The organism is Nostoc sp. (assembly GCF_036917515.1).
Taxonomy (GTDB): Bacteria; Cyanobacteriota; Cyanobacteriia; order Cyanobacteriales; family Nostocaceae; genus Nostoc.
In genome coordinates this window covers 1-12149 of record NZ_JBALDE010000025.1, presented here as the reverse complement: position 1 = coordinate 12149, position 12149 = coordinate 1, and the positions used below count along the sequence as shown (strand labels likewise).

The 12149-nt window shown below is 40.2% G+C and carries 12 protein-coding genes; 8 read left to right on the top strand and 4 right to left on the bottom strand.

All coding sequences use genetic code 11. The features are described from left to right. Window position 1: 1 nt before the first annotated feature. Window positions 2-421 carry a GNAT family N-acetyltransferase gene (locus V7K89_RS02910; RefSeq protein WP_335184251.1) on the bottom strand — a complete coding sequence of 140 codons (420 nt, stop codon included), beginning with the start codon at window positions 419-421 and terminating at the stop codon, window positions 2-4. 96 nt (window positions 422-517) lie between these two features. Beyond that, window positions 518-1303: a hypothetical protein gene (locus V7K89_RS02905; RefSeq protein WP_335184250.1), complete on the bottom strand. Its 786-nt coding sequence runs from the start codon at window positions 1301-1303 to the stop codon at window positions 518-520. 529 nt (window positions 1304-1832) lie between these two features. Here V7K89_RS02905 and V7K89_RS02900 point away from each other — a divergent pair. The 3 genes from V7K89_RS02900 (at window position 1833) to V7K89_RS02890 (ending at window position 4208) form a co-directional block, all read left to right on the top strand. Beyond that, entirely contained in the window at window positions 1833-2342 is a 510-nt protein-coding gene (locus tag V7K89_RS02900) for a hypothetical protein (protein ID WP_335184249.1), read from the top strand. 103 nt (window positions 2343-2445) lie between these two features. Continuing rightward, complete coding sequence (locus V7K89_RS02895; protein ID WP_335184248.1) at window positions 2446-3273, top strand: hypothetical protein; 828 nt, start codon at window positions 2446-2448, stop codon at window positions 3271-3273. Continuing rightward, complete coding sequence (locus V7K89_RS02890) at window positions 3270-4208, top strand: hypothetical protein (RefSeq protein ID WP_335184247.1); 939 nt, start codon at window positions 3270-3272, stop codon at window positions 4206-4208. The genes V7K89_RS02895 and V7K89_RS02890 overlap by 4 nt, the downstream gene beginning before the upstream one ends. 112 nt (window positions 4209-4320) lie before the next feature. Here the strand turns inward: V7K89_RS02890 and V7K89_RS02885 are convergent, their stop codons facing one another. Further along, window positions 4321-5538 (bottom strand): acetate kinase, encoded by a 1218-nt coding sequence (locus V7K89_RS02885; protein WP_335184246.1) that lies wholly within the window; start codon window positions 5536-5538, stop codon window positions 4321-4323. 327 nt (window positions 5539-5865) lie between these two features. On the opposite strand from V7K89_RS02885, the gene V7K89_RS02880 reads away from it, so the two are divergent. Continuing rightward, the gene (locus tag V7K89_RS02880) at window positions 5866-6744 is read left to right on the top strand and encodes a M48 family metallopeptidase (RefSeq protein ID WP_335184245.1); all 879 of its coding nucleotides are present in this window, start codon (window positions 5866-5868) and stop codon (window positions 6742-6744) included. Between the two features lie 137 nt (window positions 6745-6881). On the opposite strand, the gene cimA is transcribed toward V7K89_RS02880, so the two are convergent. Then, window positions 6882-8543, bottom strand: coding sequence for a citramalate synthase (gene cimA, locus V7K89_RS02875; protein ID WP_335184244.1), 1662 nt, complete (start codon window positions 8541-8543; stop codon window positions 6882-6884). Window positions 8544-8618: 75 nt separating this feature from the next. On the opposite strand from cimA, the gene V7K89_RS02870 reads away from it, so the two are divergent. The 4 genes from V7K89_RS02870 (at window position 8619) to psb34 (ending at window position 11946) form a co-directional block, all read left to right on the top strand. After that, window positions 8619-8957, top strand: a complete 339-nt coding sequence (locus V7K89_RS02870) for a 2Fe-2S iron-sulfur cluster-binding protein (protein ID WP_335184243.1) — start codon at window positions 8619-8621, stop codon at window positions 8955-8957. Window positions 8958-8974: 17 nt separating this feature from the next. Next, complete coding sequence (locus V7K89_RS02865) at window positions 8975-9364, top strand: hypothetical protein (protein WP_335184242.1); 390 nt, start codon at window positions 8975-8977, stop codon at window positions 9362-9364. Window positions 9365-9496: 132 nt separating this feature from the next. Further along, window positions 9497-11524 carry a glycine oxidase ThiO gene (gene thiO / locus V7K89_RS02860; RefSeq protein WP_335184241.1) on the top strand — a complete coding sequence of 676 codons (2028 nt, stop codon included), beginning with the start codon at window positions 9497-9499 and terminating at the stop codon, window positions 11522-11524. A 242-nt stretch (window positions 11525-11766) separates the two neighbouring features. After that, window positions 11767-11946, top strand: coding sequence for a photosystem II assembly protein Psb34 (gene psb34 / locus V7K89_RS02855; protein ID WP_334917523.1), 180 nt, complete (start codon window positions 11767-11769; stop codon window positions 11944-11946). Window positions 11947-12149 lie beyond the last annotated feature (203 nt).

Here is a 12149-nt window from a genome sequence, read left to right as displayed (position 1 = left end):
ACTACAACTCCATTGAAAAATGATGACTTGTAATGCTCATACGCTGCATGAGATAAAACCTGTGGGCTGCAAATCGCTGAACACCAGAATCCAGACTCAGGTATTTACAATCATGATTTCTGGCATATTCAATTAGCCACTGAAATAACTGTTGACCGTAGCTATGCGATCGCTGCAACTCATCAACAACTAAATCATCAATGTATAAAAACTTTCCCGATGCTAAACAATTAGAAATGCGAAATCCAGCCACTGCCACAGCTTGCTTTTCTACTTCCAAAAATGCAAGTTGATATCCTTCTTTCATTTGATATCGAACTTGTTTTACAAACTTAGCCTGCTCAAGGTGAGGGCGCAACTGGGAAATAACAGGAAAACATTCTAATATTTGAAAGTCAGATTCTGCCAATTGTATTGACATAAGTATTACTTTACTCAATCATCCGTAAGAAATTTGAAAAATTTGGGTGAATATCATTCTATACAAAACTTGCAACAACCTGTTATGAATAATAATTTAATCTTTAGGAGGAAATATAATTTTCTGAGTACCTTCAGGAGTTGTAACTATTTTTCCTCCCAAGGCTTTGATTTCCTTAATTGCGCGTTTTTGAGTTCTTTCATCAGCATTATTACTTAAAACCATTGACCATGTAGAAATTTGAGCGTATTTACTATTAGGATTTCGACTCAAAAATTCCGCAGTTCTTTGGGAAGTATTCGCTATAAGCTGACTTTCTGGATCTGAAAATTTACTTGCCCAGTTTGCCGCCGTTGCAAAAGAATGTTGGGCAGCTTGAGCATTGCCTAAAAATAATAACTCATCAACTCCTTTCAAACGCCATATATAATAAGACTTTTCGGGTACTGACGGAGATATTGATTTTAAGCCTTTCTCTGACAATGCGATCGCCCGTTCTGGCATACCAGCATACAATGAAGTACTAATCGAAAGACTACGATACGCTGCTAAAAATCGTGGATCGTGTTCTAGAATCACTTCAAAATATTCTGGACTTAAACTGTAACCTGTTTTATCTCGAATTTCATCATCTCCAAAATATTGAAGAAAATTGAGATAAACCAAATCTGCAATGAAGTTTTTATAACCAAAGCTAGGTATTTTCTCAAGAAAACTCAGCCGGATATTTTCAGATTTTATTTCTTTTTTTAGAGTTTCTAAAGAGGCAGATTGTTTTCTGTTTATTATTTTTTGCAATTGAGGTAATTGAATCAAGCCAACTCCTAAAATACATATACAAATTACAACAGGTGTAGCAAAAGCCTGACGAGATAACAACATATTTTTTTGTCTTTATCATCATAGTTATATTATTGTATACATAGTGTTATAAAAAAAGTCAGCCCTACTTGTGCGTCTACACTTTGCTAAACCAAATAAAAAACAGGTTTGCTAAAATAAATTACTTCTAATGTTAGTATAAAATCATACCAACACTAAAGATTTCTGAGATATACTTTATATTTCTTTGTTTAAAAGTAATATCTAATTTCTATAGATTGGAACGAAGCGCCTAAAAGCTAATTAATTAAATCTTTCATAATCACAGCCACTAAAAACAGCGGAGAAATCTTACGCATTGCTAGACTCATTGCAAACCGTGCCTCCAAAATCTAACATGAGATTATTCTTTTTCTAAAGTAAATTTTACTTTAGAAAAACCATAACTTGATTTTAGTAAAAATTTCTAAAATTATTAAGTTGTTTTGACTTTAGTTACTTTTTTTGAGTAAAAGCCTTAAAAATTTTGACATAACCTAAAACTGCATCTTACTTTATATTTAAATCTGTCTGTAATCTCTAAAACCTCATGGTGAATAATACTTTTAACGAAATCACAGTAACTAATAGTCAAGCCCTAGAAAATGTGGAAAGCAATAGTCAATCTAGCAAACCAAGTAGTGAATTTAAAATAAAAGTTAAAAAGCTGAATAGTAAGGGAGAAGGATTCAATATTGATGAAATAATTGATGCTATTCAAATAGCAATAGTTGAAGTTATAGAGCTAGAAATTACCACTTGGGTTCCAGAATCATCTACTCAGTTAAAACAACTAAAAGAGCAGCAAATTGCTCAACCAGATAATCGAATGCACACTACAATTAATCTAATTGATGGTGATATACTTAATGAAGTTGGTAGTCAATTTGTTGGTAGTGGTCCATATACAGAACTTCGCGAATTTCATCTAACTCAAATCAAAGAAAGTCGGGATATTATGCAAAAAAACATTGAAAGTTTGCAAAAGCTATATGGATTGTTTATTGAAATTATGAAATCTCGTAAAACTTCACAACAATCGCTATCCCGTCCCCAGTAGTTGATATTTATTAATTGATATTAATCCCAAAATACCTACATAATTTCAGCTTATCCCTACCTATAGGTTAGTTTGCTTTAAAAAAATCAAGGAAATTATGACTATGCTCAAAATTCAAGAACAAGCTAAAGATTTGCTAGAAAAAGTAGTCTCATCTGTACATGAATTAGTTGATGATATTACAGCTTTAGAAATAAATACAATGGTTGTGGAGCAAATTACTGGCGCAAAGTTTAATGCTTGGCAAGCGTATGAAGAGATTTATTCAATAAATGACAAAGACTACTTTGATATTAAAAGAATTCCAAATCCAGACGACTTACTAGAACCAGAAAAAACTCAAGCTCAAGAACTACGCAAGCGTTATACAAGTCTATTTTCACAACTTGAAAGGGAATATTTTTACATTCTCCTTGAACAAAGTAATGATAGTAGCGAGCCAGATCCCCGAATAATCCAATATCAAGAGCGTCTTAAATATCAGGTGGAACATAAAGCAAATATTCTTCCAACTGATGAGGTATACATAAAGTTAGCTCGACCAATATTGCCTAATCCAACTCCGGTTGCAGAGCGAGAAGATAATAATCAAAAAAATTTGTGGCAAAGGTGGCAAGAGATTGAAAAACTTTTGAATAATGATAAATTTATTCGGACACTGCGGAAAATGTCTGAGCTGAAAGCTGCACTTAATAGCGATAACATTACTAGTGTAGATATTGATGTTATTTATGCTCAAACTGTTATGCAGTTAGATGGAGATATTATCAGTCGTTATAATAAAAAGCTATTTCAATTATCTGAAGGTGATAGAGATTTAATTCTAAAAATACATAATGAAGGGATAGTTGCTGGAGAGAAACAGTGGCGTGGAACACTAGATTTTCTGATTGGTATTGTACAAAGTATCGCAAAGTTATCCCGACAATGAACGCTGATAAAATATATACAAATTGTGAAGCTGATATTCAACTATCTTTCTTTGTGCAAATACCTCAAGGTACTCCTATTGAAATTGAAATAAAGGTTGAGCCAGGACAGTATACTTTTTATTTAAATAAGGCAGTTTTAAAAAAAATTGAGGAAGCGCGAAAAATAGGCTGCTCTGTGTATATCCCACCAAAATTAAGAGCTTATCTTTTGTACTATAACTGCTTTAGTGATAATACTATGCAATACCAGAAATTAGCAGTTGTTAAAAAAAACTTTAAAAGTTTAAAATTTTTTGATGACACTTTTATAGTAAGTTTTATCAAATTATTTTGGAATAAATTATTACAAAAAAAATTAAATTTACAGTATGGACTTACTTTTAATTTGTGTTATAGAGAAGATACATCAGCTTTATATTTGTGGAAAGAAGAAGATATTGTTTTACAAAGTAGTATTTTATTTTATGGCGACATAATTCACAAAGTCCAGAATAAATTTATCCAAAATTCTGAGTGTTTAAATATTGTTTATGTATATTATTGGCTGATTGAAAAAATCCTCAGCTATCTTCAAACTAAATTAAATCTATTAGCTTGGGAACTAGCTTCGCTTTTCCCTGCTGCTTTTCTCGTTTGGAAATTACATTTAGCACTTTCATTATCAATATTTGTTGGGCTAGTAACATCTTTTATATTTGCTACTATTCGCCATTGGCTTGTTAATCAACTTCCAAGATGGACTTCTATTAATTCTCAATATCGCAATTGGCTGGCATGGGGACTAAGTTGTGTAACTTCTAGTATTTTTATGTTTACTCCCACTGATTTATTATTCTTACTATTTTTGTCACTAATTGGGCCGTTATTAGAATGGATTTTTAGTTTTATAGTAGGGCAAATTAGTAAAGGCTTTATGCGTTGGTTACTAGCTTGAAAGTCAGGTGTTAGGCATTGAAAAAGATATTGTTTCGTGAAAGACTTTTTTAAGACAAAGATTAAGTTAGCTGAAATATTAAAACAATTTTACCCAAATTAAATCAGACTTTCTAATTACGTTTCAACAACTGCCAACACTGTTGAGCGATCGCCCAATCTTCTTGAGTATGAATAACTAATATCCGTACTGCTGAATCAGGTGTAGCAATATCCTCATCCACAGGCTGCTGTTGATTTTTCTCAAGGTCTATTTTCAGTCCGATAAAACCAAAAGCTTCACAGGTGGCTTGGCGAATTTCTGCAGAGTGTTCACCCACACCTGCTGTAAACACTAAAGCATCTAATCCGCCTAAACTAGTCAGCATTGCGCCGATACCAGAACGCAAGCGATGCACGTAGATATCCCACGCCAGTTGAGCACGGGAATTATCTTGAGAGATCGCTTCTCTGACTTCACGCAGATCGCTAGATACACCGGAAATTCCCTTTAACCCAGAAGCTTTATTTAATAACTCATCCAACTTTTCGATAGAGTAATTGCAGTGTCGCAACAGATAAATCAGAATCCCCGGATCGACTGAACCAGAACGACTACCCATCATTAATCCTTCTACGGGTGTGAATCCCATAGTGGTATCAATACTGCGACCATTTTTAATCGCTGCTAAAGAGCAACCATTGCCCAGATGGCAGATAATTAACCGCTCAGATGCAACATCTCGACCGAGAATTTGGACAGCACGTTGAGAACAGTATTGATGACTGATACCATGAAACCCGTAGCGACGAATACCTTGCTCTACCCACTGATATGGTCCGGGATAGATTGCTGCTGCATCGGGTAAAGTCGCATGAAATCCGGTATCAAAAACTGCTACTTGGGTGACATCTTTTAAGATTTGTTCAATTGCTTCTATGCCTTCCAAAGCAACTGGATTATGTTCTGGAGCAATGTTAGATAGATTAGCGATCGCCTTTTTGACATCTTCCGTAATTACCACACTATCTCGATAATCCTCTCCACCATGTACTATCCGATGTCCCACTACATCGATTTCTGACAAGCGATCGATTACCTTGGTTGCATCACGATCAAGTGTATTGAGCATATAGGTAAGGTGCGCCTGTGGAGAATCACCAGAAATTGATTTTTGCAGCGTTCCACCCGTAACAGTTTTCACCTCAATTTCTGCTACACCCCGATCTTGAGCCCAGTTGATTTTCCCTTCCCAAAAGGGTTGGGGTGCTTGGGTAGGCATTTCATCTGCAATTTCATACAGACAACTCTTTTGGCTGCTCGATCCAGCATTCAGTACCAATATTTTCATAATGACAATATAAAAACATAACCTCCTTTGATCGTGTCACTAAATCTCGCCTTATTTAGTACAGTTTTGTGTAAAAGCGTAGCGTTTTTAATGCAGGGGAACGCATTAACAATGCAAGCCAACGTATTGGCATTGCAGGGTATTGCCTTTCTTTAATTCGCTATGAATTAATTGAAATCCTGTACTTAGTTTTCTCAAAGACGGATAAGAGTTTTAAGAGTATGCAAGAAAGAAAACCCCCTACTGAAATCGTTATACTAACTGTGGGAGGCTGTTTATCTATCCAGCCAGATTCCATAATTGTGTTTTTTTATAGCTTGCTGCACTATGTCCTTCTTCAAAACCCCGCTAATTGGTTTAAAAGCTGACTCATTTCGTCATCCATTAGACCTGGAAGCTACCAGAGCGCTCAAGCAGATACCAGGCATAGATATGTTGGTGCGAAATTGGCTCGGGCCAATGGCAGAGCAAGTTTTCTATGTGGAAAATATTGCCTCCAGTATTTTGGTGGGTGAAAAGCAACTGCCTGATTTATACAAACTGTTGTTAGATGCCTGTAAAACCCTGGATATAGATCCTCCCCAATTGTACGTCCGGCAACATCCGGCTCCCAATGCCTATACTTTTGCTGTCCGGGGCAAGCAGCCTTTTGTGGTGCTACACACTTCCCTGATTGATATCCTTACACCAGAGGAAATACAAGCAGTAATCGCCCACGAGTTGGGACATCTCAAGTGCGACCATAGCGTTTACTTGACACCTGTAAATTTACTAATATTAGCTGCGGCGATTGTGCCCAATGTCGGTACTTTCGTTGCTCAAGCCATACAGGCGCAACTTTTGGAATGGGTACGTTGTGCTGAGTTTACCTGCGATCGCGCCGCATTACTAGCAACTCAAGACCCGAAAGTTGTCATGTCCGTGTTGATGAAGTTGGCAGGCGGTTCTCCCACCTTAGCGCCTCAACTGAATCTCGATGCTTTTGTTGCCCAAGCCCGCGCTTACGATGACATCAGCAAGACAGAACTGGGTGAAATGGTCAAAGCTGCTCGTACAGCTCAATTAACCCATCCAGTGCCAGTACTGCGGGCGCGAGAAATTGACCGCTGGGCAAGCAGCACAGAATATCAAACTCTGTTGCAAAGTCATGGATTGAAGTCTACTAATAATGAAGTTGCACCTAAAGGTGGATGGCGCAATTGGTAGAGCTACTATTCACAAACGCTTTTTCGCTACATCAGCACAAAAGTGTTAATAGATATTAAGAAGCGATCGCCAAAATGCGATCGCTTCCCTTTTTCATCAAAAAACGCAGACTTTAATTACACTAAATATCACTTTTGTCAACTAGAAGCTTTTAAAGCTGCTTCTGCTTGGGAATGTAACAACAAACCGTATTCTAAACCCTCTACCACCGCTTGATAGGAAGCCGCCAAAATATTAGTGGAAACTCCTACTGTCGTCCAGCGTTGACGACCATTGCCTGATTCTACCAGCACACGGGTTTTCGCCGCAGTGCCCGTATGTCCGTTGAGAATCCGTACTTTGTAATCTGTCAAATCAAAGGTTGCAATTTGGGGATAAAAGTTCACCAAAGCCTTGCGTAAAGCTGCATCTAAAGCGGCAACGGGCCCGTTACCTTCCGCCGCCTCCAAAATATTTTTCCCATCAACAGCGACTTTAACTGTAGCTAAGGCATTGCTAGTTTCTTTCCCCTCAATCAAGTCACAGTGGACTTGAAAACCTTTGACTTCAAAAAACTTTCGGCGACCTCCCAAAGCTTCGTGCATCAACAGTACAAAACTGGCCTCTGCGGCTTCAAATTGAAATCCTTCGCTCTCCAAATCTTTGAGGCGCTGGAGAATTTCTCTAGCCTCTGCCTTTTGTTGATCCAATTCAATCCCAAAACTCCGGGCTTTGGCTAAAACATTGCTCAGTCCAGACTGTTCCGAAATCACGATGCGGCGACGATTCCCGACTTGTTCTGGCTGAATGTGTTCGTAAGTCAGGGGATTACGTTCCACTGCTGATACATGAATACCGCCCTTGTGGGCAAAAGCCGAACGTCCCACAAAAGGAGCGTGTTCATCTGGCGCAAGGTTGACTACCTCACTCACAAAACGACTAGCTTCTGTAAGTTGTGTAAGCTGGTCTTCTGTGATACAACTGTAACCCGCCTTCAGTTGTAAATTAGGAATTAACGAACAGAGGTTAGCATTACCGCAACGTTCACCATAACCATTTATTGTGCCCTGTACCATCTTTGCCCCTGCCATCACGGCGGCTATGGCATTAGCAACTGCCATTTCCGAATCATTATGAGTATGAATTCCAATTTGGGGAATTGTCCTTTGTCCTTTGTCCTCAGTCATTGATTCTTGACGAATGACGAATGACAAATGACTAATGACATCTTGAACAATTTGGCTAATTTCGTGGGGTAAAGTGCCACCATTGGTATCACAGAGGACTAGCCATTCCGCACCAGCGGCGATCGCAGTCTCTAATGTCTGTAAAGCATAATCTCGATTGTGCTTATAGCCATCAAACCAATGTTCGGCATCGTAGATAATTCGGCGACTCTGAGAACGGAGGTACTCAATTGTGTCGCGAATCATCGCCAAATTTTCTTCTAATGTCGTCTTGAGTCCTGTTGTCACGTGTAAATCCCAAGACTTACCAAAAATTGTTACCCAGCGAGTTCCCGCAGCCAAAATATCCTGTAACATCGGTTCGGTGGCGGCAGTGGAGTTGGGGCGTCGAGTCGAACAAAAAGCAACAATTTCTGCCTGTTTAAGCGGATCTTCTTGGAGTTGCCAGAAAAATTGTACATCCTTGGGATTAGCACCAGGCCAACCACCTTCTATGAAGGGAATTCCCAATTGATCGAGTCTACGGGCAATGCGTAACTTATCTTCTATCGATACAGATAGACCCTCGCGCTGAGTGCCATCCCGTAATGTAGTGTCGTAAAGCCAAAGTTGAGGTGAAGAATTTGTGGTCATAAAACTGGGACCGGCGAGACAACTTTCGAGGCAATGTGTCAATATACAACAAAAAGCCAGTTTGGCAATTTAAAAATGCCTAAAGTACTAGCTGAAGGTAAAACAATTGATTGCGAGCATGGAAGCAATCTCCGAACAATTTTGCTGCAAAATAGTATTGCTCTCTACAATAACGGTGCTAAGGTGATAAACTGTCGGGGCATTGGCAGTTGTGGAACCTGCGCGGTTAAGGTAGAGGGCGAAGTGTCAGCAGCGAATTGGCGTGATCAAGCACGGCGTTCGCTTCCTCCCCATTCTCCTACAACAGACTTACGTAAGAAAAGTCAAACTCAAGTTTTAGGCGATGTGAAAGTGACAAAGTTTGATGGATTTTGGGGACAAGGTTCTCGAATAGTGTGGACACCAAAAGGTTAAAAAGGAGTTAAGACAAGATGGGTAGATGGACACCCTTAATTTTAATGGCTGGAGGTTTAGCCATTCTGCTTGGTACATTACTAGGCATCAACTTTCCAATGGGCGTACAAACTGCCAACGCTCCTAGTGATAAGAAATCAGAAGTCCTGCCAGCTAATATTAATGTTAATGGCAGTGGTGGCAGCAATAATGAAGAAACTGCAACACAAGGAAATGAAACAACTCAAACAAACGAAAATAGGCGCGGTATTGTAGCCCCAAGACCTGACAACAGGAGTAATGTTGCCCAGAATTCTGGCGATGACTCAACTGACAGTACAACAGACGGCAATACAGATTCTTCACAAACAAGCACACCATCTAGCGATACAAATCAGAGTAACGAACCAATTCGCGCCTTGTGGTAACGATTAGATCCGTCTTCAGACCCCTCTTTAGTTACAAGTTATAAGTTATAAGTTATGAGTTATGAGTTATGAGTTATTAGTTATGTACTAATGATAAATGGCTAATGACAGATGACTAATGACTAATGACTAATGATTAGTGAGACTGTGATTATTGGTGGCGGCATTATTGGTTTAGCGATCGCCATTGAACTAAAATTGCGCGGGACAAATGTCACCGTGTTTTGTCGTGACTTCCAGGCTGCCGCTACCCACGCCGCTGCCGGGATGTTGGCACCAGATGCGGAAAACATCCCGAATGGGGCAATGCGTTCCTTGTGTTGGCGATCGCGTGCTTTATATCCCGACTGGACGCGCAAATTAGAAGAACTGACAGGCTTAAATACTGGCTACCGTGCTTGTGGTATCCTTGCACCCCTCTTTGAAGAAGCAGGGGGGCAGGGGGGACTCGGGGCCCCCTCTGGGGATAGGAGGGAAAGGGGAGCAGAGGAGCAGAGGAGCAGAGTGGAAAGTCTTTCCTCTTCATCTCCCTTATCTCCGGCTTACTGGTTAAACAAAGAGGCAATTCATCAATATCAGCCAGGATTGGGAGCAGAGGTAGTTGGTGGCTGGTGGTATCCTGAAGATGCACAAGTTGATAATCAAGCTTTAGCTCACGTATTGCGGACGGCAGCTGAGTCTGTTGGTGTTGAACTTAAAGACGGTATTATAGTAGAAGCATTTTTACAGCAGCAAGGACAAGTAGTTGGCGTGCAAACCAACACTGGTATAATTCGCGCCGCGCACTATGTTTTAGCTTCAGGTGCTTGGTCAAATGAATTGTTACCGCTACCTGTGCTACCCAGAAAAGGACAAATGCTGAGTGTGCGGATACCAGAAGTTTCGCCGGAATTGCCCTTGAAGCGGGTTTTATTTGGGCAGGATATTTATATCGTACCAAGACGTGATCGCCTGGTTATTGGCGCAACAAGTGAAGACGTTGGCTTTATCTCCAACAACACCCCAGAAGGTATTCAAAAATTACTACAAGCTGCTATCCGGCTGTATCCCCAATTAAAGCATTATCCCATTCAGGAATTTTGGTGGGGATTTCGCCCAACTACCCCTGATGAATTGCCCATCCTTGGTACCAGCCACTGTCAAAATTTAACCCTTGCTACGGGTCATTACCGCAACGGAATTCTACTTGCGCCCGTAACCGCCGCATTGATTGCCGATTTGATCTTAGAACAAAAGTCTCACCCCTTACTTGCTGATTTTCACTATTCGCGCTTTCAGTCCAAATCATCTACCTCCACCCCAATGCTGACTCACTCTGCCAATTTCTCTAACGGGCATCACTCTGCTATATCCCCACTTCCCACTCAAGACTCCCCATTGATTATCGCTGGCAAAACCTTCCAATCCCGCTTGATGACGGGAACTGGTAAGTATCGCAGCATTGAGGAAATGCTGCAAAGCGTCGCTGCTAGCGAATGCCAGATTGTCACCGTAGCAGTACGACGGGTACAAACTAAGGCTCCTGGACATGAAGGTTTAGCTGAAGCCTTAGATTGGAAAAAAATCTGGATGTTACCCAATACCGCAGGTTGTCAAACTGCTGAAGAGGCAATTCGGGTAGCGCGTTTAGGGCGAGAAATGGCGAAATTGTTGGGGCAGGAAGATAATAACTTTGTTAAGTTAGAAGTAATACCTGACCTTAAGTATTTACTTCCAGACCCGATTGGGACATTGCAAGCAGCAGAACAACTAGTTAAAGAAGGCTTTGCAGTATTACCCTACATCAACGCTGACCCCATGTTAGCCAAGCGCTTAGAAGAGGTAGGTTGTGCGACAGTAATGCCTTTGGCATCGCCAATTGGTTCTGGACAAGGGCTGAAAACAACTGCCAATATCCAAATTATCATCGAAAATGCAGGTGTGCCTGTGGTGGTAGATGCTGGTATTGGTTCACCTTCAGAAGCCGCTCAGGCAATGGAATTGGGAGCAGATGCCTTGTTAATTAATAGTGCGATCGCTCTTTCTCCAAAACCAGCAGCAATGGCTCGTGCCATGAATTTGGCAGCAGTCGCCGGTCGTCTAGCATACCTTGCCGGCAGAATGCCTATTAAAGATTACGCCAGTCCTAGTTCACCTCTAACTGGGACGATTACTAGTTAAGGGGCATAGGGCATGGGGAATAAACAGACAGAACAGATAAAGGGACAAGGTGACAAGGGGAACAAAAGGGAATTATTGAACAAGTCTCTTTTTTATCTCCCCCTCTTCGTTGTCTACTTGTCTCTTCCCCATCCCCAATGCCCAATGCCTAATGCTCAATGTAACGATTTATCTAGCAGTTTAAGACCAGATTTAGCATTTATGTAACATTAAATTAACGATAAAGATAAAGGAATTCATTCATGCCCTATACCAATGAAGAAGGCGGCCTTCTGAATAATTTTGCCCGGGAACCAAAGGTTTATCAAGCAGAACCTCTCACAGAAGGGCAAAAGCGAACTTATATCCTACTAGTAATTGCCGCTACAGCTTTGGTTGCCGGCTTGATTCTAGTCGCCTTCTTTGTTTCTAAGAGCAGTTGATCGTAAAGCATTTTAAGAAAACTTCATCTTATTTATAGTTTTTCAGGTTCCGATTTTAAGAGGGGCCTGCTTTTTTATTTTTTGTTAAAATTGAACTATGAACTAAAGTATATATAGCAACCGCCAGGTTGGTTAGGACACTAAACTCAGAACATACTCCATTGCCGCTCGCAAGGTAGGGAAGTACTCCAGTTGCTTGCGGA